This window comes from Nonomuraea deserti (assembly GCF_004348685.1).
GTDB lineage: Bacteria > Actinomycetota > Actinomycetes > Streptosporangiales > Streptosporangiaceae > Nonomuraea > Nonomuraea deserti.
The window spans coordinates 39,333-61,720 of sequence record NZ_SMKO01000013.1 but is presented as its reverse complement, the minus strand read 5'-3'; the positions used below and the strand labels follow the sequence as shown (position 1 = coordinate 61,720).

Annotated in this window: 18 protein-coding genes and 1 pseudogene; 3 read left to right on the top strand and 16 right to left on the bottom strand. The window is 73.2% G+C overall.

Features of this window, described 5'->3' with window-relative positions; translation table 11 throughout:
- Nucleotides 1–22: 22 nt before the first annotated feature.
- The 5 genes from E1292_RS08300 to E1292_RS08280 form a co-directional block, all read right to left on the bottom strand.
- The gene (locus E1292_RS08300; RefSeq protein WP_165974445.1) at nucleotides 23–1,873 is read right to left on the bottom strand and encodes a serine/threonine-protein kinase; all 1,851 of its coding nucleotides are present in this window, start codon (nucleotides 1,871–1,873) and stop codon (nucleotides 23–25) included.
- Between the two features lie 101 nt (nucleotides 1,874–1,974).
- On the bottom strand, nucleotides 1,975–2,811 hold the full coding sequence (locus tag E1292_RS08295) for a phosphatidylinositol-specific phospholipase C/glycerophosphodiester phosphodiesterase family protein (RefSeq protein ID WP_132593684.1): 837 nt from the start codon (nucleotides 2,809–2,811) through the stop codon (nucleotides 1,975–1,977).
- A 102-nt stretch (nucleotides 2,812–2,913) separates the two neighbouring features.
- Nucleotides 2,914–4,089 carry a GEVED domain-containing protein gene (locus E1292_RS08290; protein WP_132593682.1) on the bottom strand — a complete coding sequence of 392 codons (1,176 nt, stop codon included), beginning with the start codon at nucleotides 4,087–4,089 and terminating at the stop codon, nucleotides 2,914–2,916.
- Nucleotides 4,090–4,156: 67 nt separating this feature from the next.
- Nucleotides 4,157–5,371: an FAD-dependent oxidoreductase gene (locus tag E1292_RS08285; RefSeq protein ID WP_220446732.1), complete on the bottom strand. Its 1,215-nt coding sequence runs from the start codon at nucleotides 5,369–5,371 to the stop codon at nucleotides 4,157–4,159.
- 13 nt (nucleotides 5,372–5,384) lie between these two features.
- Complete coding sequence (locus E1292_RS08280) at nucleotides 5,385–6,545, bottom strand: carboxylate--amine ligase (RefSeq protein ID WP_132593680.1); 1,161 nt, start codon at nucleotides 6,543–6,545, stop codon at nucleotides 5,385–5,387.
- 87 nt (nucleotides 6,546–6,632) lie between these two features.
- Between E1292_RS08280 and E1292_RS55385 the strand changes: the two are divergent.
- Nucleotides 6,633–7,355, top strand: a pseudogene (locus E1292_RS55385) (glycosyl hydrolase); the annotation flags it as partial.
- A 212-nt stretch (nucleotides 7,356–7,567) separates the two neighbouring features.
- Here the strand turns inward: E1292_RS55385 and E1292_RS08270 are convergent.
- The 10 genes from E1292_RS08270 to E1292_RS08220 all read right to left on the bottom strand — a co-directional run bounded on the left by E1292_RS08270 (nucleotide 7,568) and on the right by E1292_RS08220 (nucleotide 21,056).
- A complete protein-coding gene (locus E1292_RS08270) occupies nucleotides 7,568–8,755 on the bottom strand; it encodes a glycosyltransferase (RefSeq protein WP_132593678.1) in 1,188 nt (395 codons plus the stop codon).
- Nucleotides 8,746–9,909 carry a GNAT family N-acetyltransferase gene (locus E1292_RS52210; RefSeq protein ID WP_181958201.1) on the bottom strand — a complete coding sequence of 388 codons (1,164 nt, stop codon included), beginning with the start codon at nucleotides 9,907–9,909 and terminating at the stop codon, nucleotides 8,746–8,748. Before E1292_RS52210 ends, E1292_RS08270 begins: the two co-directional genes overlap by 10 nt.
- Complete coding sequence (locus E1292_RS08255) at nucleotides 9,906–10,481, bottom strand: lipopolysaccharide biosynthesis protein (RefSeq protein ID WP_132593676.1); 576 nt, start codon at nucleotides 10,479–10,481, stop codon at nucleotides 9,906–9,908. Before E1292_RS08255 ends, E1292_RS52210 begins: the two co-directional genes overlap by 4 nt.
- Nucleotides 10,478–11,578, bottom strand: a complete 1,101-nt coding sequence (locus tag E1292_RS08250; protein ID WP_132593674.1) for a glycosyltransferase — start codon at nucleotides 11,576–11,578, stop codon at nucleotides 10,478–10,480. The genes E1292_RS08255 and E1292_RS08250 overlap by 4 nt, the downstream gene beginning before the upstream one ends.
- Nucleotides 11,575–12,276: a polysaccharide deacetylase family protein gene (locus E1292_RS08245; protein ID WP_246089998.1), complete on the bottom strand. Its 702-nt coding sequence runs from the start codon at nucleotides 12,274–12,276 to the stop codon at nucleotides 11,575–11,577. The genes E1292_RS08250 and E1292_RS08245 overlap by 4 nt, the downstream gene beginning before the upstream one ends.
- Nucleotides 12,273–13,778 carry a lipid II flippase MurJ gene (locus E1292_RS08240; protein WP_132593672.1) on the bottom strand — a complete coding sequence of 502 codons (1,506 nt, stop codon included), beginning with the start codon at nucleotides 13,776–13,778 and terminating at the stop codon, nucleotides 12,273–12,275. Before E1292_RS08240 ends, E1292_RS08245 begins: the two co-directional genes overlap by 4 nt.
- Entirely contained in the window at nucleotides 13,775–15,052 is a 1,278-nt protein-coding gene (locus tag E1292_RS08235; RefSeq protein ID WP_132593670.1) for an O-antigen ligase family protein, read from the bottom strand. Before E1292_RS08235 ends, E1292_RS08240 begins: the two co-directional genes overlap by 4 nt.
- Nucleotides 15,053–15,055: 3 nt before the next feature.
- Nucleotides 15,056–16,291: a sugar transferase gene (locus E1292_RS08230; RefSeq protein WP_132593668.1), complete on the bottom strand. Its 1,236-nt coding sequence runs from the start codon at nucleotides 16,289–16,291 to the stop codon at nucleotides 15,056–15,058.
- 456 nt (nucleotides 16,292–16,747) lie between these two features.
- Nucleotides 16,748–17,992: an MFS transporter gene (locus E1292_RS08225; RefSeq protein WP_132593666.1), complete on the bottom strand. Its 1,245-nt coding sequence runs from the start codon at nucleotides 17,990–17,992 to the stop codon at nucleotides 16,748–16,750.
- A 238-nt stretch (nucleotides 17,993–18,230) separates the two neighbouring features.
- Nucleotides 18,231–21,056, bottom strand: coding sequence for an AfsR/SARP family transcriptional regulator (locus E1292_RS08220; RefSeq protein ID WP_220446731.1), 2,826 nt, complete (start codon nucleotides 21,054–21,056; stop codon nucleotides 18,231–18,233).
- A gap of 142 nt (nucleotides 21,057–21,198) precedes the next feature.
- On the opposite strand from E1292_RS08220, the gene E1292_RS08215 reads away from it, so the two are divergent.
- Nucleotides 21,199–21,660 (top strand): carboxymuconolactone decarboxylase family protein, encoded by a 462-nt coding sequence (locus E1292_RS08215; RefSeq protein WP_132593662.1) that lies wholly within the window; start codon nucleotides 21,199–21,201, stop codon nucleotides 21,658–21,660.
- A 26-nt stretch (nucleotides 21,661–21,686) separates the two neighbouring features.
- Nucleotides 21,687–22,034: a DoxX family protein gene (locus E1292_RS08210; protein ID WP_132593660.1), complete on the top strand. Its 348-nt coding sequence runs from the start codon at nucleotides 21,687–21,689 to the stop codon at nucleotides 22,032–22,034.
- A 60-nt stretch (nucleotides 22,035–22,094) separates the two neighbouring features.
- On the opposite strand, the gene E1292_RS08205 is transcribed toward E1292_RS08210, so the two are convergent.
- Complete coding sequence (locus E1292_RS08205) at nucleotides 22,095–22,349, bottom strand: DUF4190 domain-containing protein (RefSeq protein ID WP_220446730.1); 255 nt, start codon at nucleotides 22,347–22,349, stop codon at nucleotides 22,095–22,097.
- Nucleotides 22,350–22,388 lie beyond the last annotated feature (39 nt).

Sequence of the window (22,388 nt, the reverse complement as noted above, 5' to 3'; positions counted from 1 at the left end):
GTTCACGCACCTTTCCGCATCACTAGCCCACGGGCCTGAGCGCGAAGGAGTCGAAGCGCACGCGGGCGGGCTCGGCGTCGCCGGAGGCCGCGTGCACGCCGGCCTCGTCGGGCCCATAGGGAGCGTCGGCGTCGGACGCCTCCACGACCAGGCGTTCGTTGAGCCACATGCGCAGCGTCACCTTGCCCCCGCTCTGGCCGCACTCCGCCACGATGCGGTTGCCGGCCGCCTTCTCCACATCCGCCGGGCCGAACAGGGTCTGGCCTCGGGTGCCCGTACGGCGCTTGACGATCGTGACCCTGCCCGAACCGCTCACCGCGAACTCGTAACGATCTCCGGATCGGGCCGAGCCATGGCACCACACACCGTACTCCCCGGCTCCCTCCTCCAGCGTGGCCTTCGCGCTGATGATCACGCCGCCGTCCGGCTCGCGCCGGGGCGCCGACTTCCACAACCGCCATGACGGTTTCACGGTCAGCTCGTACGCCGGGCCCGCCAGCCGGGCGTTCCCGCCCTCCGACGGGCCGACCGCCCAGGACTCCCCGAAGCCGGCCTCGTACGGCCAGCTCACCCGCCAGAGGCCGGGCACGGTCGCGGCGGCGGTGACGGCGGCCACGAGCACGGCCGCGCCCGCCACCCACGGCCACCACCGCTTCCCCCGCCAGGCACCCGGCCGGACCGGCGCCCGTCCTTCATGGCCGCCTCCGGGCCCGTCGGGCGGCCATCCCTCACGCCCGTCCCCCGGCCTGACGGGGAACCGGCCCTCACGATTCCCAGGCCGCTCGGGAGACCGGCTCTCGCGGTGGTCCTCAGGCCGGACGGGAGACAGACGCTCGCGGTGATCCCCCGGCCCGACAGGAGGCCGACCCTCACGAAGATCCCCCGGCCAGGCGAGAGGCTGACGTTCGGGGTGGTCCTCAGGCCCGGCGGGAGGCCGGCCTTCTGGGAGGTCCCGTGGTCGGGCGTGACCGTCGGGGGGCGGCGGCTCGTGGGAGGGCTCCAGGATCCGGGTGTCCGGGATGGGGCGGGGGCCGGTGGGGACCGTGCCCGTCCAGGTGCGCTCGACCACTTCGGTGGCGGCGGCGAGCCGGGTGCCGCCCACCAGCTCCGACAGCAGGGCCTGCGCGCCCGGCCGCAGGCGGGGGTCCTTGGCCAGGGTACGCTCCACGATCCCCCTGATGCCCTCCTCCAGCCCGTCCAGCCGGGGCCCGTCCTGCATGATCCGGTAGAGGACCTCCCCTGGGGGTCCGCCCCCGAACGGCAGCCGTCCCGTCCCCGCGAAGGCGATCACCCCGCCGAAGGCGAACACGTCGGCGGCGGGGGTGAGCGGTTCCCCGCGCACCTGTTCCGGCGCCATGAAGGCGGGCGTCCCGAGGATCGCCTGGCTGGCCAGGCTGTCGTTGTCCACGAGCTGGGCGATGCCGAAGTCGATGACGCGGGGGCCGAGCGGCGAAAGGAGCACGTTGGACGGTTTGAGGTCGCGGTGGATCACCCCGGCCCCGTGGATGGCGCTCAGCGCGGTCGCGATGCCCACCGCCAGCGCCTCCAGGTTGCCGCCCGACAGCGGCCCCTGGTCGTGTACGGCCTGCGCGAGGTCGGGCCCTTTGACGTATTCGGTGACGAGGTAGGCGACGTCGCCGTCGATGCCGGCGTCCAGGACGGGCGCGGTGCAGAACCTGGCCACCCGGCGGGCCGCCGCCACCTCCCGCTCGAACCGCCGGCGGAAGGCCGGATCCCTGGCCAGCGCGGGGTGGATGAGCTTGACCGCGGCCAGGCCGCCGGTGGGCGTGGCCGCGAGGTGCACCTCTCCCATGCCGCCCCGGCCGAGGACGCGCCGCAGCGCGTACCCGCCTATGACCCGGTCGCCGTCCATCGCAGACAGAGTAGCCAGATCCCGGCATCTGCCACCCCCGGCCAACCGCCCGGCGGGGCCGGTCAGGCCCGACCGGGCGGTCATGATGGTCCGCGCGGGGCCTACGCAGCGGCGCGCTCGCGGTCGTGCTCGCGCAGGAAGTCCCGGAGTCCCGCCAGGTCGTCGGTGTTGACGTGGTCCACGTCGGCCGCGACGAGCTCTCGCCAGAGCGCGTCACGCGCGGGACCGGCCGTGTCGGGGGTGGCCCAGAACCGCACCCTCTGCCCGTCGCGGTGGGCGGTCGCCACGATCTGGCGCAGCTTGGCCCGCTCCGCGTCGGGCATCTCGCCCTCGCCCAGCCAGCTGAAGTGGTTGGTCCAGTTGTCGCTGATGAGCGGGATCAGGCCCGGGTTGCCCTGCCCCAAGTCGTCCATGCGGCCGTCGTAGAAGGCGTAGCGCCGATCCTGGCCGGCCATGAGTTCGCGCGGCCGTTCGCCGCTGACCACCACGGTCACCGCGCCGGGCCGCACCTTGCCCTTGTGGTAGGTGGTGAGCATCCTCTTGTACGCCTTGAGCACCCGGTCGAGCTCGGTGTACGTGGCCTCCCCGTTGTTCTTGATGTCCACGAGCAGCTGGAGCCGCTGCCGGGTGCCGGGGAAGACGCTTCCGTGGCGGGCCCGGCGGATCAGCGGGTCGAGGTAGAGCGACTGCAGCGTGCGGCCGGGCCGCAGGTCCTCGGGGTCGTGCCCGACCCGCAGTTCGCCGTCCACCAGGTAGATGTCGGCCTCGACGCTCGTGAACCCGTGGTCGAGCGCGTCAAGGAGCGGCCGCTCGTGCTCGTAGTCGTTGTGCGCGTGGGCACGTGGCAGCGGCTCCGGCCGGCCGGCCGCCTGAGCGGGAGCGGCCGCCAGCAGCATGGTTCCTGCCGCGACCAGCACGCCGAGGGTTCGACGCAACATCGCATCTCCTTGACATGTGAGGTAAGGGATGCGTGACACGTTACGCGTGCAAGTTGTGACACGGGTGACATCTCGCCTAATTGTCGGCGGCGGTCACGAGGCTCACTCGACGAACTGGATCTGGTGGTCCTCGACCTCGCCGCTGTCGGCCCAGCCCGTCGCCGAGTCCACGGACTCCGCCCTTGCGACCAGGCGCAGCCGCATCCAGACGGGGCCGGCCGGCAGCGACTCGGGAAGGAGCCAGGTCAGCTCGGCGTCCGTGGCGCCCTCGTCGGCCAGCGTGGTGGCCCGCTCGTCGGCGTCGAAGCGGCCGTCACGGTCGAAGTCGATCCAGCCGGCGACCTTCGACGGCGATCCCGCGGTCACGGGCACCGAGATCCTGCACCTCCGGCCGCTGAGCACGCTCCGCTCCTCCCCGGCCTCCATGGCGTCGTCGCCCGTGTCCAGGGGCAGGGCGCGCGGGGTCATGCTCACCGCGCCGGTGTGGTCGTCGCTGACGGACCACCCCAGATGGGAGTCGGTGATCGCGTGGGAGGCCACGCCGTACGAGGTGGGCGCGTCGGAGACGTCCTCGGCCAGCGACAGCTTGAACGCTGCCCACAACTGCGGCATGGACCCGCCACGCCCGTGGCGCACGTCATGCGCCTTCAGCTTGACCGTGAACGTGCTGACCGTGCCGTTCACCTTGGCCGTGCCGCAGGTGTAGACGACCCCGCAGGTCGTGGAACGGGCGGAGTAGACCCTCTCCGGGGTGATCGCGTCGCTCGTGACGCGGTACCCGGGGAACCCGGCCGCCCACGAGAAGGTGGGCCTGGCAGGTACGCCGCCGACCAGCTCGACGGCGGGCCAGTAGTCGTCGCGGCGCTTCCTGGACTCGCCCGAGGCGCCGCCCGTGCCGAACACGTGCAGCCGCGGGTCGCGTACGGGCCTGGAGAACGTGAACGTCAGCAGGGCGACGTCGCTCCACTCGCCGTCCTCGGCCGCGAAGCCCTCGTAGAGGTCGACGAAACCCGCGGACGTCTTGGTGTTGGCCGGGACCAGGTATTCGTCGTCGGGCGCCGCGGGGTTGGCGGACGACGCCTCGGCCGACGCCACCCGCGCCGTCCCGATCATCTCCTTACGCACCGTCACCGTCACACCGGACGGCGTGCGGCCCGAGGCCACCGTGGTCGAGTTGGTGAACGACGATGGCGCGCTGTCGGCACGCGCGACGGGAGCGACCCCCGAGACGCCGACGAACGCCGTGGCCGTGCAGGCCACCATCACGCGAAAAGCCATTCTTGCTCCCCCGAAGCTGGTGATCCAGATCTACCGTCCTGCCTGATCCGCGGGCGGCGGGACACGGTCAAGACATCGGCAATTTCGCCGTACGCCGCGCTCCGCGCAGGCGGCTCACGAGACCCCTGGTCACGCGGCGGGCGGCGAAGTCGCACCCGCACACGAACCGCATGGAAGGCCCGAACGTGGCCGCCGCCGCCAGCCCGACCAGGTGGAGCCCGGCGACGGGCGTCTCGAAGGTGGCGCTGAGCCGCGGCGCGGGGCCCGACGACGCCACCGCGCGCCGCAGGTCCTCCCGGAGTATCGCGATCCTCTCCACGTCCACCCGGTAGCCGGTGGCCGCGATCACGTGCTCGGTGTCGAGCGTGCCGGCCGCTCCCGACAGGTCCCTCAGGTGCAGCCGGACGCCGTCACCGTGCTCGGCGCCGGTCAGCCGCGTGCCCAGGATCACCTTGACGGCGCCGTCGAAGCGGTCCCGCAACCACCAGGAGCCGGCGGGTCCGAGCGTGTTGCGCACGATGTGGTCGCGGGTCGCGTCCGGCAGGTACCTGATCGCGCCCGGCAACCGCGACCAGGCCACGGAGGGCCAGCCGCCGCCGAGCCTGGACCGGGGCGCCCGTACGCGGTCGAGGAGCGAGCGCCGCTCCGCTGGGACGTCGTTCCAGGCCAGCGCGTCCGCCCTGGCCACGATGCGGGCGCTCGCCCCCGCCTCCGCCAGCAGCGTCGCGGTCTCCAGCGCCGACTGCCCCGCACCCAGCACGGTCACGTCGCGGCCCGCGAACGCGCCCAGATCGTGATGGTCGCAGCTGTGCGTGGCCGCCTCGGGCGGCAGCCCGGCCAGGACGCCGGGCCGGTGGGCGAAGGGCAGATGCCCCACGGCCAGCACCGCGCTCCTGGCCAGCACGGACGCCCCCGACGACAACGAGAGCGCGAACAGGTGCCCCTCGGAGCCGACGGCCGTCACCTCCGACTCGTCCAGGGCCTGGCCCACCGCCCGCGCGCGGAACCACTTGCCGTACGCGGCGAACCGCTCCACGGGCACCGGCTCGCCGTACGCGTAGCGGTGGAAGGCGTCGAGGCCGTAGCGCCGCTCGGGGTCGCCGAGATGGGACGCGGCCGCCTCCGACTTCAGCAGCATTCCACGGGGCATGTGGAATTCCCACGCCCGCATCGGTTTTCCGAATATCCGGACGTCGAGTCCCGCGCCCAGCGCGTGAGCCGCCACGGAAAGCCCGTACGGGCCCGCGCCCACGATCGCCACGTCAATCACCGGCGTGCGCAAATTTCCTCCATCGTCATTTCCGCGGCCCGGCGAGCCGGGCGAAACCACGCTTTATCGTCTGTCCGGCCATTCCCACGAAAGGCCGGAGGTCGTCGGCCGACAACCAGGCGTATTCATCGGCCGCGCACAGGGCGCGCAGGCTTTTCGGGCCGGCCGTGAAGAGGTCGTAGTTCTCCACCACGTACGTCCGTCCGTGACCGGCCCGGCCCCGCGTCGTCCACCGGCCGGAGAGATGCAGGTGGGCGGCGCGCACGAGGTCGAGGCCGTCGCGGTCGGTGAACAGGCGGAACTGGGCGCCGAGCCGGGGATTGAAGTCCAGCAGGTGGTAGATGTTCGCCGCCGGGTCGTGGCGGAAGTCGATGTCGACGACCCCGCGATACCCCAGTGTCACCGCGAGCTCGCGCGCCGCGCCCTCCACGACCGGGTTGGGCAGCCACCGTCCCCAGGTGGTGAGCCCGGCGCCTCTCGGGTAGGCGCGCTCCTTCCGTCCCGCGCCCCCGTACAGGCAGCGCGAGTTCTCGTCGAAATAGCCGTGGAAGAACCAGTCCGCGCCCGGCCCTCCCGGCACGAAGCGCTGGAACAGCAGCTCGCGCCCCTCCACGTGCTGGAGCAGCCGCTCCACCTGCTGGCCCCTGCGCACCAGACTGGTCCTGCGCAGCCCCGTGCCCGCGGGCAGGAGCCACGGCTGCGCCCACTTGGCGACCAGCGGCAGCCCGAAGTCGGCGACGGCCGCCGCCGCGTCGCCTGCGCCCGTGATCAGGCGGGTCTCCGGCTGGACGACGCCGAGCGTGGAGCAGAGCTGGTGCAGCAGGCGCTTGTCCGCCAGCGTGCGCGGCAGGCCGGGCGTCTGGTCGGGCATGAGGTAGAAGGGACGCAGATCGGCCGCGTGCTCGGCGACGGCGATGGCCCCCGCGTCGTCCAGCGTCAGGAGCACGGCCCGGCGTCCGATGCGGTCGGCGGCCCGCGTGAGCGCCTGAACGGTGTCCCGGCCGCGCAACCACGTGTGCATCCGCGCCAGATACCGGGAGCGGTACGTCGGCGCGTGCGCGCCCTCGACGAGCCCGTGCACCTCCACTCCGGCCCTGCCGAGCGAGCGAATGGCGCCGAGCGTCCCGTGATGAAAGACATTGGAGTCCAGTCGCAGCACGAGCGCCGGGACGGTGCAATCGAGCATGATTTACGTCCTACTCCTTACGAAAAGCTATTGATCCGGCAAATCGCAGGTTGAGTATCCGATCGGCCGTTATTCGGGGTGTAGGGAATGAGGGAAAACTCCGACGGGGGATATGCGATGGTGATGAGAAAGGGCTATCTGCGCTGTTCGCTGGCGATCGTCACGATCGCGGCGGCGGTGTGGCTGGGCCTGGGCGCATGGGGCGACGACCCGCCGGACGACCGGCGAGGTCACGGCGCGGCGCTGGGTGTCTTCCTGGGCTCCGACTCGCGCGGCCCCGTGCACCTGGAACGCTTCGAGTCCTGGTTGAAGAGCAGCGTGACGGTGGGACGCACCTACCTGCCCGGCGAGACCTGGGAGTCGATCGAGGGGGCCGAGTTCGTCCTCGGCCCCTGGACCCGCTGGCGAGCCGCCGAGCCGGACCGGGTCCTGGCGCTGAACGTGCCGATGATCGCTCCGAACGAGTCCGGGATGCCCGACGCGGAAGTGGCGCAGCGGCTGGCCGAGGGCGCGCGCGGCGACCACGACCACCATTTCGGGGAGCTCGGCAGGAAGCTGGTCTCCGCCGGCGCCGGCGACACGATCATCGTGCTCGGCTGGGAGATGAACGGCACGACCTACTCCAGCCGCTGCGCGCCGAACCCGGAGGCGTGGAAGCAGTACTGGCGGCGCATCGTGGCGGCCATGCGCGCGGCGCCCGGCCAGCGGTTCCGCTTCGACTTCGCGCCCAGCCGCGGGCTCGACGCGATCCCCTGGACGGAGTGCTACCCGGGTGACGACGTCGTCGACATCATCGGCATGGACAGCTACGACCAGGGGCCCGGCCAGGACTTCTCCGACTACGTCAACCAGCCGTACGGGCTGCAGGCGCACGCCGACTTCGCCGCCCAGCACGGCAAGGCCATCTCGTTCCCCGAGTGGGGGTTGTTCCGCCACGGCGACCGGCCCGACTACGTGCGCCGGATGCTCGACTGGATCGACAGTCACAACGTGCTCTATCACTCGATCTCCGATTACTGTCCTCACGGCATCTGGCAGTGCTCATCGAACCCGCGCTCGGCGGAGGTCTTCCGCGAGCGGCTGCATCGCCGCCCGTTCCCCGTACCGACCCCCAGCAGCCCGAGCGTGCACGAGGCGAGCGCGTCCATCGACCGGCCCACGTCGAACCCGCCCGCCAGCGCCACGGCGGCCGACCCCTCCGCGGCGGCGAGCGAAGGGCTCCCGAGCCTGAGCAGCAGCGCCTCGGCCAACGCCGCCACGTCGCCGGGCGCGACGACCGCGCCGACTCCGGCGGACACCAGCTCCGAGATCCCCGGCACCCCGCAGGCGATGAGGGAGCGTCCCGTGGCCAGCGCCTCCAGCGCCGTGAACGGCAACCCCTCCCAGCGGGAGGGCAGCACCACCACGTCGGCCGCGACGTACCAGGGCCTGGCGTCGGCCACGTCGCCGGCGAAGTGAACGCGCGGCACGGCCCGCGCCCGCAGCGCGGGCAGCAGCGGGCCGTCGCCGACGACGACCAGCCGGGCCGCGCCGTCGCGCGCGGCCACCCGCTCCCACGCCGACAGCAGCAGGTCCTGGCCCTTCTGCCGGGTGACCCTGCCGACGCAGACCGCCAGCGGCGTCCCCTCCGGGATGCCGTGGCCCGCGCGGGCCGCCGCGCGCTCCCCCGGGCCGGCGGGCCGGAACCGGCGCAGGTCCACGCCGTTGCGCACCACCACGAGCTCGGCGGGCACGCCGTGCCGCCTGGCCAGCGCCGCTTCGCCCGCACCGACGCAGATCACCAGGTCGGCCCAGCGCGCGGCCAGCCGTTCCCAGCCCAGCGCCGCGGGGGCGAGCGCGCCGCGGGCCGCCAGCCACGACCAGCCGTGCGGCTGGAAGAGCGTGGGCACCCGTCCCCGCAGCGCTGCCCTGCCCGCCAGCCCGGCCTTGGACGAGTGCAGGTGGACCACGTCGGGGCCGAACTCCCTGACGATCCGCGCCAGCCGGGCCGCCTGCCCGGCGTCGGCGAGCCCCGGCGCGCGGGTCGCCGCCCAGGCCAGGCAGGGCACCCCCAGGCCGGCCAGCTCGCCGGCCAGCGGACCGGCCGGCGGGCAGGCGACCGCGACCCGCCAGCCCCGCCGCGCCTGATCGGCGGCGGCCGTCGCCACGTAGGCGCCGACGCCGCCGTCCACCGGCTGCGTGACGTGCAGGACGCGCGGCGTCACCGCCATGACGCGAACCTCTCCGCCAGCCGCGGGCAGCGCCGCTTCAGCAGTTCCTGGCCCGCCGCGCGGGCGCCGGCGCTCGCGGCGTAGGCGGCGGACCGGACGCCGCGGCCGAGCATCACCCGCTGGTTGACGACCGCCTCGCAGCCGAACTTCGCCTTGTGGGGCTCGTCGCCGCGCAGCAGGCTCAGCACCGGCCTGCCCAGCCGGTGGGTCGTCTCCAGGTTGTCGCGCAGCAACATCGTGAGGACGTCGGCCTCGGCGCGCAGCTCCGGATCGGCGCCGTACAGGTAGCCGCCCACGAAGTCCTTGCCGACCACGGTCAGATCGCAGGCCCGCAGCCGCCCGCGTACCCTGAACTCCTTCAACACCGCGCGGTCCTCCACCACCAGGGACCGCGTGGCCCGCGTCAGGTGGTCCATGAACTGCGGCTGCGTGTGCTGCACGTTGATCCCCCGGCTCTCCCACTGCAGGGTGTGCAGCCGCAGCAGCTCGGTCACCGAGTGCTCGACGCGGTCCGGCTCGACCACGTCCACCGACAGGTCCATCGCGTCGAGCTTGCGCAACGCCGTCCGCAGCCGGCGCGCCCGCCGGCTGTTGAGCCCGGCCATCACCTGCTCGATCGGCCGTCCCGGCAGCTGCAGGCAGGTGGACGCGGGCAGGGTCCAGGCCCTTCCGCCCCACAGCCCCGCCAGCCTCAGGACGGCCGCGCCCGGCCGCGCCTCGGGCAGGTCGATCACGTCCCAGCCCGGCTGGGCGAGCAGCCCGGCGCGCAACTCGCGCAGGCCCGCGTCCCCCTCGGCGTCGTCCACCATGATGTCCGTGAAGTCGGACTGCCCGCCGCCGACGGGCGTCAGCACCCGGCAGCCCAGCCGGTACTCCAGCCTGAGGGGCGCCGCCGCGACCAGCCGCCCGCCCCGGTACGCCAGGAACACCCGCAGCCGCCCCGGGGTTCCATAGGCCCGCCACCAGGAGCAGAGCCAGCTGTACGACTGGAACGGCGTGGCCGCCGAGCTGCGCGCGTACAGGTCGGCCCAGTCCTCCGACAGCCCCGCGAGCGCGTTCCGCGGCACGACCCGCAGCGTGATCCGCGCGGTGCGCGAGGGCGAGAGCGGCGGCGCGCTGTTCGACGTGGACGCGCCGGGCGTCGCGGCGCTCACGCCTCCGCCCCGCTCAGCACCGGCGCAGGCTCGCGCCGCGCCTGCCGGAGCGCCTGCGGCGCGGCCAGGCGGACCAGGCCGGCGACCAGGCCCGCCCCGAAAGCGCCGACGGCCACGCTGACCAGCGGCACCGGGGCCGAGGGGTGGGTCGGGATGGACGCGCTGGCGAAGGGCGCCAGCCGCACGCGGGTGTCGGTGGCGTGCCTGTTGGCGTACGTGATCAGCGCGGTGGCCGCCCGGTTGGCGCGGTCCGCGGCCTCCCACCCGGTGGGCGCCACGGACGTGAGACGCACCAGCGGGGCGTCCGGGGAGGCCGCCACGCTCAGGCTGCCCCATTCGGTCTCGTCGCCGGTAAGCAGGCCGGGGTGGGCGGAGATCCGGGCGTAGGCGGAGGCGAAGTCGATCGCCTGCGCCGGGTCGCCACCCGCCACCACCACGACGTAGGCGTCGGCGGCGTAGACGGCGTCCCTGGCCACGGCGTACGCGGCCCCGCCCGCCGCCCCCAGCGTCAGGGACAGCGGCAGCCACCATCGCGCGAGCACGCCCATGATGCGGGCCCGGGTCCATGTCATCGTTGATCCTCCGTGGGTGCGGCGCCCAGCAGGCGCAGGTAGAGCGACTCCAGCCGGTCGGCCTGGCGGCGGATGTCGTAGAGGCGGACGGCGTCGGGCGGGGTCAGGCGACCGGGCGGGCGGGCGGCGAGCGCGGCCAGTTCGGCGGCGAGCCGGTCCGGCGGGACGCGCCTGGCCCCGGGCGCCGAACCCGGCGGCAGGTCGTCGACGGCCGGGCAGGTGTCGTACAGGACCGGGAGGCCCGCGGCGAGCGCCTCGACGACCGCCAGCCCGAACGTCTCCTCCGCCGACGGCGCGGCCAGCACGTCCATCGCCGACAACATCGCCCGGACGTCGGTCGACTCGCCGGCGAAGATCACCCGGTGTCCCGCGCCCACCGCACCGGCCAGCTGCCGCAGGCGCGGCTCGCACGAACCCGAGCCGACCAGGAGCAGGACGGCGGATCCGAGCGCCGGCAGGGCCTCGATCAGCGCGTCGAAACGTTTGCCCGGCTCCAGCCGGCCGACCCCGCCGATCACGAAGGCGTGCGCGGGCACGCCCAGCCGCTGACGGGTGCGCCGGCGCAGCCCCGCGTCGAAGCCGAACGCACCGCCGTCGACGCCGTTGGGGATCACCACGATGCGCGAGCGCGGCACGCCCCAGCCGGCCAGCCGGTCGGCCACGGTCGGCGAGACGGCCACGGTCAGGTGCCCGAGCAGCTCGCTGGCGAGGTACAGCGCCCTGACGGGGCGGGTGAGGCGGCGCCCCTCGATGTGCTCGCGGCCGATCGAGTGCTCGGTCGCCACGATCGCGGGGACGTTCGCCAGCCGCGCGGCCAGCCTGCCGTACACGCAGGCGCGGTACAGATGGGTGTGCACCACTTCGTAGCGGTGCCTGCGTATGAGCCGGGCCAGCCGCCCGACGGCCCGCAGGTCCCGGTTGCCGCGCATCCCGACCTGGTGGACGGGCACGCCGGTACGCGCGATGGCGTCCGCGACCACGCCGGAGCCGGTGAGGACCGCGACGTCGCACCGGGCCCGCAGGTGCGGCAGCAGGAAGCGCAACTGCTGCTCCGCGCCGCCCGCCGCCAGACCGGTGATGACATGCAGGACCTTCACCAGCCCCACCGGACCCGGTGACGCATCCGCTTGGCGCGCAACCGCAGCGCGCCGTCCCGCTCGCCGACGTAGGTACGCGGCAGCGCGTAGCGGCCGCTGAGCTCGGACTTCCAGATCGCGCAGCCGTAGCCGTAGCCGGCCCTGCGGACGGCGTCCACCTCGCGCGCGCCGGCGTGCCCGTACGGGTAGCAGTACCCGCTCACCGGCTCGCCGAGCAGGTTCTCCAGCGCCGCCTTGCCGGCCGTCACCTCGTGCCAGAGGTCGGCCTCGCTCAGGCCGGTCAGCGAGCGGTGCCCGGCCGAGTGCGAGCCGACCTCCATGCCCTGCCGCGCAGCCCGGCGCACGCCGTCGGCGTCCATGAGGCGCTTGCGCGGCCCCGCGGCGTCCCAGGCGTTGTGCTCGCCGATCAGGTCGGACACCACGAAGACCGTGGCGGTGAACCCGCGCTCCAGCAGCGCGGGGACGACCTCGCCGAGGAAGTCGGCGTACCCGTCGTCGAAAGTGAGCCCGACCAGGCGCCCGGCGTCACCCTCCGCGTGGGCGCGCAGCAGCTCGCGCATGGAGACGCCGGTCAGGCCGCACCGGGCCAGCCAGCGCAGCTGCCGGTCGAAGCGGTCGGGCGAGACGGTGATCTGGAAGGGATCGTCGTCACACTTCTCGACGGAGTGGTACATGAGCACGTACGGCATGGCGGTCATCCGCGACCTCGCGTCCTGATCGAGCGGGTGATTTCGGTGAGCGTGGTCGTGGCCCCCGCGAGGGCCGCGACGGCGCAGAAGGCGGCGGCGATCGCGGCGCAGGTCAGGCCCAGGGCCGCCGGCCGCGGCAGGTCCGCCAGCAGCGGCCGCGTCGCCCAGCCCGCTCCGGCGGCCGCCGCGGCGGCCAGGAGCAGCACGCCGACGGGCGTGGCGGCGGCGCGCAGCGGCAGGGCGACGACGCGCCTGCGCAGCCCGGCCAGCAGCACCACGCCGGTCAGCGTGATCCCGGCCGCGTTGGCCGCGGCCAGCCCCGTGACCCCCCACGCCGGCCGGGCCAGCACGGCCGTCGCGGCCAGCCCCGCGGCCATCGCGAGCGCCGGGTACCAGGAGGCGCGGGGCCCGCAGAAGTACGTACGGCACACGACCCCGACCACCGCCTGGCCGAGCAGCCCCAGCGTGTACACCTGCATGATCCGCGCGGTGGCGGCGGTGTCCGCCTCGGTGAACGCGCCGTACCGCAGCAGGACGGCCACGACGTCGGGAGCGCAGACCAGCAGCGCCGCCGTGGCGGGCAGCACGATCGCCGAGGCGGCGACCAGGTCCCCGACCAGCCGCCTGCGCGCCTGCGCGCCGTCACCGGCGGCGACGGCGCGGGCCAGGTCGGGGAAGGTCACCGTCGCCACGATCAGCGACAGCACCATCGGCACCTGCGCGATCTTCTGCGCGTAGTTGAGGTGCGAGATCGACCCCTCGGGCAACGAGGAACCGACGAACCTCTCGATGAAGACCTGGCTCTGGCGCGCGAGCGTGAAGATCGCGATCGGCAGGAACGCGGCCAGGGGCAGCGGCACCCCGCGGGTGGGGCGGCGGGGCGGGCCGAAGCGCCGGACGAACGCCGGGGCCTGGACGAGCACCATGCCCACGCCGCCCACGGCCACGCCCACCGCGGCGCCGTACGCGCCCTGGTCGCGCAGCGACCACAGGCAGACGATGATCCCCAGGTTGTAGGCGACGTAGATGGCGGCCGGCGGCGCGAACGCCTGGTGCGAGCGGAGTGCCGCGCTGAGGTACCCGGCCAGCCCGAACGTCAGGATCGTGACCGAGGCGACACGCATGCAGTCGGCCGCGAGGTCGGCCCTCGGTATGCCGGGGGCGAGCACGCCGACCAGCCACGGCGCGCCCGCGGCGGCCACCGCGCTCAGCGCCGCGAGCGCGAGACACAGATACGGCAACGTCGACGACACCAGGACCCGCGGGTCGTCGCCCGCCTCCACCGCCCGGCTGAACAGCGGGACCAGCACGAAGGCCATCGCACCCTCGATGAGCAGGGGCGCCGCGGTCTCCGGGATCGTCCAGGCGACGAGGAACGCGTCGGTGCCGGCGTCGGCCCCGAACGTCGTGCCCAGCAGCAGGTCGCGGACGAAGCCGAGCAGCGAGCCGAGCCCGATGAGCAGCGCGGTGACGCTGACGGCCTTGACCGCGGGCGAGGTGGCCGTCGTCATCGGTCCCCGCCGTGCCCGCCCGGGGCGCCGCTCAGCGGCGGCAGCGCCGCGCCCCTGGTGACGCGCGACAGGACCAGTCCCAGGACGACCGACATGACCAGCGTCGGAGGGCCGCCGATGTCGCCGTAGACGAAGTCGGCCAGCTGCCAGGTCAGCAGCCCGGCCGCGATCACCGCGCCCCCTCGGACCGCCCACCACGCCATGGCCCCCAGGCAGACGCCCAGGGCGGCCAGCCCGAGCAGGCCCTGTTCGCTGAGGGTCAGCAGGTACATGTTGTGCGGGGAGAGCAGCGGCCGGCGCTGGAAGCCGTGCACCGGGTCGTCGGTGTCGCTGCCGGACGACAGCTCGATGGGCGCGTACGTGTCGCGCAGTTCCGCGAACCGGCGCGGGCCGACCCCGGTCAGCGGGTGGTCGAGCCACATGCCGGCGGCGGTGCGCCACAGGGTGTACCGGTCGCTCAGCGACTGGTCGGGCTGGGTCACGGCGGAGGCGATCGAGGCGACCCGCCGTCCCAGCACGTCCGATCCCGTGCCGAGGCCGGCGACGAGCACGATCCCGGCGGCGGCGCCGGCGAGCAGCACCCGGGCGGCGAGCACCCGGCTGCGCATGAAGAGCATGACCAGTGCCGCGCACAGCAGGGCGAGCCAGGCGCCCCGGCTGAGCGACAGGGCGAGGGGGACGCAGAGCAGGGCGGCGCCCGCGAGCGCGGCGGCGCGCCACCGGCCGCGTACGGCGAGGCCCACGCCCAGCAGGATGATCGCGCCGAAGCTGACCACGCTCGCCATGCCCATGACGTCGAGGGCGCCGAACGTGCCGACGGCCCGCACCCGCTCTCCGGCGTACGACGCCCCGGTGCCGGTGAGCGTCTGAACGCACCCGACCACGCCCTGCACGAGCGCGGCGCCGACGACGGCCCCGCCCACGATCAGGCCGTCGGCGCGGTCGCGCACCGTCACCATGACGGCCAGCGGGACGATCACGAACACCTGGACGTACCTGAGGTAGCCCGGCACGCTCGCCAGCATGTCGGGCGAGGCCAGCACGGCGATGGCGGCCGCGCCCGCGACGGGTGCGAGCACCAGCGCGCGGGCGGGCAGTTCGGCCGCGCGCGGGCCCGCGACCAGGAGGGCGAGCGCGACGGCGGCCAGCGCGACGGAGGCGACGTCGGCGGCCGTCACCCGCACCTCGGCGAAGGGGCCGTCGAGCCCCGCCGGCAGGCAGGTCAGGAGCACGGTCGCGGCCGCCACGAGGCTGGGTCGGTGAAGGGCTTTCAAGGGTCAGCTCCCGCCCAGCCGGAGCAGGGACCACAGGGTCCGCATCATGATCTTGATGTCGGCGCCGATGGACCACCCGTCGATGTAGTGGTTGTCGAAACGGGCGCGGTCCTCGATCGAGGTGTCGCCGCGCAGGCCGTGGATCTGGGCCCACCCGGTGATCCCGACCGGCATCCGGTGGCGCAGGCCGTAGCCGGGAACGGTCCGGGAGAACTCGTCGACGAAGTGCGGGCGTTCCGGCCGGGGGCCGACGATGCTCATGTCTCCCTTGAGAACGTTCCACAACTGCGGGAGCTCGTCGACCGACGTCCTGCGCAGCAGCCTGCCCACCCGGCCGACCCGGCTGTCGTGGGCGATGCTCCACAGGGTCGCCGACTCGTGCGCGTCGGCGGGTTTCATGGTCCTGAGCTTGATCACCTCGATCGGCTCCCCCTGGTAGCCCACCCGCCGCTGCCGGAACAGCGGGCTCTGGCCGACCTCCGCGCGGATGATCAGCGCGCAGAGCGCCAGGGCGGGCGCGGTCAGGATGAGGCCGGTCAGCGCGATCGTGATGTCGAGTGCCCGCTTCAGCGGCCAGAGCGCGCTGTGCTGCGCGGCGGGACGCATGCGGAGCAGCGGGAAACCGCGTACGTGCTCGCGCAGCGTGACGAAGTCGACGATCAGCTCGCTCAGGTCGAGCGCGAGGTACACGTCGCAGCCCAACGCCCGCGCCGTCCGCGCGATCGGCTGCTGCCCCTGACCCGCGAGGATCACCGCGCGCACCTCGTAGGCCTGGATGATGTGCGCGACCTCGCTGGGGCGGCCGAGCACGGGCAGGCCGGGGTCGTCTCCGGCCGCCTCGTCCAGGAAGCCCAGGGGGAGCAGGCCGTACTCCGGGTGGGCGAGCAGGCTCTCCGCCAGCCGGTGACCGTGCGGTCCCGCGCCGATCACCAGCGTGGGCGCCGACCGTGCGTACTGGTGCGCTCTGCGGACCGCGAAGGCGAGCATGCTCCTGCCGCACACGGCGAGGAAGGTGTAGAGCAGCGCGCACAGCGCGATCGTGACGAACGACGCCGACTCCTTGAAGGCCACGCAGGCGGCCACGAAGCCGGATCCCGCGATCCAGCCGCCACGGTCGAGGCTGGAGGGCAGGACCCGCGGCGCGTACACCCGGCCGAGGCCGTTGAGCACGACGACCAGGACGCCCGCGACGACGACGGGCGGGATGCCCCGGCCCACCTGGGCGGCGGTGAAGGCCATGCACAAAAGGTCGACGCCGGCCAGGACGAGTGGCTGAGCTGCTCGCCATAGTCGTGAGCTCCGACGCCCCGCCGGCCGCGCGGCCCGGCGGTCGCCCCCAACGCTAACAGCCACTGCTTCTCCGGACGTAGCTCGTTCGACCGGACTGACCTTCAATCGGCCAATCCGGTCCACCCATGAAGCCCATAGTCACCTTTTCGGCAACCAGCCGCGGCATAGGCGTTGAGCAGGGGCTTTCCTAGGCAATACGCGAACAATCCCGCAGCGAGCGCCTTGATCGTAGCTCCACCGCCCGGCGAAAATCGAATACGTGAAGGGCGAAATCACCGCGCCGCTCGGCAACATTTCCTTGGCCATTATTTGAGCAGGCGGATGCTGATCCCACGTTTAGCGCCGGATTTATCACGCAAAACGGCGGTGTCCACCGGGACACCGCCGTTCTGGAGCCGGACCGGCCTACCGCCGCAGGATCATCCTGGCGGGATCGACCAGCAGGAGGCCCGCGACGCCGAGCACGGGCAGGAGGGTGAGCTGCCAGAGGCCGGCGCCGTCCCAGCCGAGCGCGCCGACGAGACGGGCGAACAGCAGCCCGGAGAAGGCGGCGGCGACGTAGTAGGTGAGGATGAACAGCCCCGCGCCCCGGCCGACGTGGTGCGGGCGGACGGCCCGCTGCATGGCGGTGGAGCAGTTGGTGAACAGGAAGCCGCTGGCGAAGGTGCCCATGAGGAACGAGAGCAGGTACTGCGCCGGCGGCGCGGTCGCGACCTGGTACATGAGGTACGCGGTGACCGACGTGGCGACCATGGCGAGCATCAGGAGGCGGGCCTGGTTGAACCGGTCGCCCAGCCAGCCGGCCGGCAGGGCCATCATGGCGCCCAGACCGCCCATGGACACCGCGAAGGCCGCCTGGTCCGCGGTGAAGCCGAGCGCTTCGCGGAGGAAGGTCGGGTAAAGCCCGAGATAGCCGTAGAAGACCAGGCCGGACACGGCGCAGGCGATGCCCACGCCGAGGGTGTTGCGGTTGTAGGGGGAGGCCGGCACGTGCTCGTACGCCGCGGCGTCGGCCTGTGAGGCCGCTCCGGTGACCGCCTCGGTCATCTTGCGTGACACGGTGAACGCGATGAGCAGGCTCATGGCGAGACCCGCGGCGGCGAACAGGAAGAACGGCGTGCGCCAGGTGCCGGAGCTCTCGGCGAGCCCCGTGCCGACGAGCGGGCCGAGGAAGACGCCCAGTCCGAACGCCACGCCCACGACGCCCGCGGCCAGCGCGCGCCGGTGGAAGAAGAACGCGCCGATCACCGCGTAGAGTGCGGTGGCCTGGACGCCCTCGCCGACGCCCGAGACGAGGCGGTAGATGCTCATGTCTACGAACCCGACGGCGAGCGGGATGGCCAGCGTGCCGATGGAGTAGACCAGCACGCTGATGACGATGATCGTCCTGCGGGAGAGCCGGTCGGCCAGGTAGCCGGCAGGGGGCCCGGCGAGCGCGAGCCCCAGCGTGAAGCCGGTGGCCAGCAGCCCGCCCTGCTCCAGGGAGAAGCCGAGCTCGGTCCGGATCTCGGGCAGGAGGGGGTAGAAGATCTGCCGGTCCATCGCGTTGAGCATGTACGACGCGCACAGGACCGCGAACCCGATCGCGACGGAGGCCTTCGTCACCTGCTGGGAGGCGCCGCCCTGAGGGCGCTCTGTGGTGCTGCTCATCTGGCGCTCCTATGCGCTGGAGGGCACGAGACCACCGTCGGGCACGCGTCCGCGCGTCAGGCGGACACTCGTCCGTACAGTGGTCACCATGGGCTGGCCTCAGAATGATGTGCGCAGAGTCGCCTGTCAAGGGTCTGTTCCCACCAGGAGGAGCGACCTCGGACAATTGTCCGCAGTATGGCTGGACTCGCCTGTCTACGCCGGTAGACACGGGACCCGGCGAGCGCCGATCACCGGCTCAGCCGAGCTCCGCCAGGAACGCCTCGACCGCCGCGGCCTCGGGCACGCCCAGGTCGGCGTAGACGCGCAGGGCCCGTTCCGCGTGGTCCCGCGCCGCGTCGACGCGGCCACGATCGTGATGGACGCGCGCCAGTCCCTCGTGGGCGCGCGCCTCCTCGGCCCGGTTGCCCAGCTCGCGCGCGATGGCGAGGGCGTCACAGTGACGCGCGACGGCCTGGTCGTGATCGCCGAGGCACCGGCCGGCCTCCCCCAGCCCGTTGAGCGGCGCTGCCTCGTCACTCCGGCCGCCCAGCTCGCGATAGAGCTCCAGCGCTTGCCGGTGCTGGTCACGGGCCCGCTCGTACTGCCCCTGCGCCCGGTGGACCTGGCCGAGAAGGTCGAGCACGCCGGCCTCACCACGCCGGTTCCCCAGCCGGCGGTGCAGCGCGAGGGCCCGGCGATGGTGATCGAGCGCCGCGCGGTGGCGTCCCTGCCGCTGGTGGCTGACGCCGAGGCTGCTCAGCGTGTAGGCCTCCCCGACGGGATTGCCGATCTCACGGCTCAGAGCGAGGGCCTGCTCCAGATGACGGTCCGCCCGCTCGTACTCGTGCCGTCGCAGGCACACGTTGCCGAGCGTGTTGTGCGCCCGCGACTCGCCCAGCCGGTCGCCGACCGCGCGGCACAGGTCCAGGGCCGGCCCGCAGACCTCGTACGAGTCCTCGTAACGGCCCTGCCGCCAGCGCACCCAGGCCAGATCGAGCAGGGCCAGCGCCTCGCCTGCCGGGTCGCCCCGACGGCGGGCGGCCTCCAGCGCCTTCGTGTGCATGATGATCGCGTCGGCGTGGTGGGCGTGACCGTCGAGGTAGGGATGCACGATGGTGGCCAGCCGGCCCGCGTGCACCGGCCAGTCGCCGTCGGCCGCCCGGCTGCCGGCGGCGACGAGGTTGGCGCGCTCGGCATCCAGCCACGCGCCCGCCTCGGCGTCGTCCTGGAACGACACGGTCGCCGGCTCGGCGAGTGACGGCCTGCGCAGCCCGCCGAACGGGTAGAGAACGGCGATCGCCGCGGCCGCCGTGCGCAGGTAATGGTCGAGCAGGCGGGTCAGGGCGTCGTGCCGGGCCTCACCGGTCTCCTCGGCGGACGCGGTGGCGCGCGCGTGCTCGCGGAGCAGGTCGTGGAACGTGTACCGCCCGGGCTCGTGCTGCGCCAGGACATGGGCGTCCAGCAGGTCCTCCAGCAACGTCTCCGCATGGTCGCAGGCCACTCCGGCCAGCGCGGCGGCGGCGTGGACATCGACGTCGCGCCCGGGATGCAGGCCCAGCAGCCGGAACATCCGTTGCCGCTCGGCATCCAGATGCCGGTACGACAGGGTGAACGCGGCCGCGACACCCCGGTCCGGGGTGGACAGCTCCGCCAGCCGGCGGCGCTCGTCCCGCAGCCGGCCGGCCAGGTAGCCGACGGTCCAGCGCGGGCGATGATGCAGCCGCGCGGCGGCGATCCGCACGGCCAGCGGCAGGAACCCGCACAGCTGCAGCACGTCGAGGACCGCGCTCGGTTCGGCCGTCGCCCGTTCCCCCACGATCGAGGTGAACAGCCGCAGGCCGTCCCTGGCCGGCAGCACGTCCATGGACAGCGTGCGGGCACCGTCGAGATCGACCAGCCGGCGGCGGCTGGTGACCAGGACGAGGCTGTCGGAGGCGCCCGGCAGCAGGGGCCTGACGTGGTCCGTGTCGGCGGCGTTGTCCAGGACGATCACGACCCTGCGCTGGGCGAGCTCGGCCCGCCACAGCGCGGCCCGCGCGGCGGTCGAGGAGGGAACACGTTCGGCCGGCACCCCGAGCTGGCGCGACAGCGTCTCCAGCGCGGCGCCCGCCTCGATCGGCTCGTGCCCCGCCGTGTGCGCCTGCAGGTCGACGAACAGCTGCCCGTCGGGGTACCGGCCGGCCAGCCGATGCGCGGCGTGAATCGCCAGCGCGGTCTTCCCGATGCCCGCCATCCCGTCGATGGCCAAGATCGTCGCCCCTGGCCGGAGTCCGGCGATCCGCTCCAGCTCGACGGCCCGGCCGGCGAAGTCGGGGATGTCGTACGGCAGGAAATTCGCCCGCCGGCCGGGCTCCCGTACAGCGGGCTTGTCCCGCGGCTGGGCCTGCGGGCCCGCATCGCCCCGCAGCACGGCCTGCTCGATCGCCACGAACGCCCGGCCGGGATCCAGCCCCTGCTGTTCCACCAGCGACCCGCGGAACGCCCTGGCCACCGACAGCGCGTCGGCCTGCCGTCCCGCGCGGTGCAGTGCGAGCATCAGCTGGCCCGACAGCCGCTCACGCAGAGGGTGCGCGGCCACGTGCGCGGACAGCTCGTCGATCAGGTCCTCGTGCCGGCCCAGGGACAGCTCCAGGTCGGCCAGGCGCTCGATCGCGGCCAGCCGCCGCTGCTCCAGCCGGCTGCGCACGCTCTCGACGTAGTCGGCGTGCACGTCCGCCAGCGGCTGGCCCCGCCACAGCGCGAGCGCATCGCGCACCTGGCGGGCGGCGGTGTCCGGATCGGCCTCCTTCTGGACAGCCGCCATCCGGCCGATGAACTCCTCCAGGTCGAGCTGTTCCGGTTCGATCTGGTATCCGCCCGAGCGGGTCATGAGCAGCCGCGCCTCGCCCGCTTCGCGGAGCACCCTGCGGATGGCGGTGACGGCGGCCTGGATCTGCGCGCGGGCGGTGTCCGGCGGCGTCACGCCCCACACCGCGTCGCTCAGCTGGTCGGCGCTGAGCACAGTGCGGGCGTGCAGCAGCAGGTACGCCAGCACCGCACGGTGACGCGGCGCCAGGCCGGTCAGCTCCCGGCCGTCGGCCATGACCTGAACGGGACCGAGAACACCGAACCGTACGCCCACCCTCACCTCCCCCAGCGCCGCATATCCATCCATAGCGGACGCATCGCGAATGTATCAACCCGGCTTCCCATGATGAGTGCACAGGTGAGAGGAGATTTCGATCATGGAAGCCCGCATGAAGAACCCGGCGTTCGTCCTCCCCGAGACCATGAAGGGGATCCAGTCGATCTACAAGGGCATCAACCAGGGCGGCGCGCCCAGCGAACTGCTGGAGATCGTCGCCCTGCGTGCCAGCCAGATCAACGGCTGCGGCGCCTGCGTCCACGCCCACATCCAGAACCTCAAGAAGTCCGGCGAGTCCGACGAGCGCGTGGGCAACGTGGCCGCCTGGCGCGAGGCGCCGTTCTACAGCGACGTCGAACGCGCCGCACTGGCCCTCACGGAGTGCGTCACCCGGATCGCCGACCGGTCCGCGGACGCCGTGCCCGACGACCTCTGGGACGAGGTCGCCGACCACTTCGACGAGCGGCAACTGTCCGCGATCATCCTGACGATCTCCATGACCAACTTCTTCAACCGCATCAACGCCACCGTCAAAGAGCCCGCCGGCACGTCCTGGGCCTGACGAGATCAGGAATCGAGAACCATCTGATGTCCACTACGTACGTCATCGTCGCCATCCTCACCGCCGCCTGGGTCGGCTTCTCCGCCGTCTCCATCTTCATCCGCGCCTCCTGGGTGGTGGGTCCCCTGGCGGACTACGGGGTGCCCCGCAAGTGGTGGCCCTGGCTCGGCGTCGCCAAGGCCGCGGGCGCGGCGGGCCTGCTCGTCGGGCTGTTGGTCCCCGTCATCGGCGTCTTGGCCGGGATCGGCCTGGTGGTGTACTTCACCGGGGCCGTCATCACCGTGATCCGCGCCCGCTCGTACGCGCACATACCGTTCCCGCTGCTCTACATGGCGCCGGTCGCCGCCTCCCTGGTGCTGGGGTTCATGGCCTGAGCACGCGGGACGCCCCTCCGCCCACGCCGTTCGCGTGGGCGAAGGGGCGTCCTGGCACGCTCAGTTCGACAGATAGACGAGAAGGCCGATCCCCCACAGCACCAGGGCGATGTAGCCGAGCACCAGCCCCGCCGTCGCCGGCCCTCGGCCCTCCAGGCCGTACCGGTCGATCTCCGTCATCGCACTGTGCCCGACGATCACGGCGACGATGCTCAGAATGCCGCACATGACCAGGCTCAAGATGCCCAGCACCAGAGCCGCCGTCGCCTTGCCGCTGCTCTCGCCCCTACGGTATTCGCCAGACGAATAACTCAACGTCTACCCACCCGTTCACCTTGCCGCGAATGTACGCCC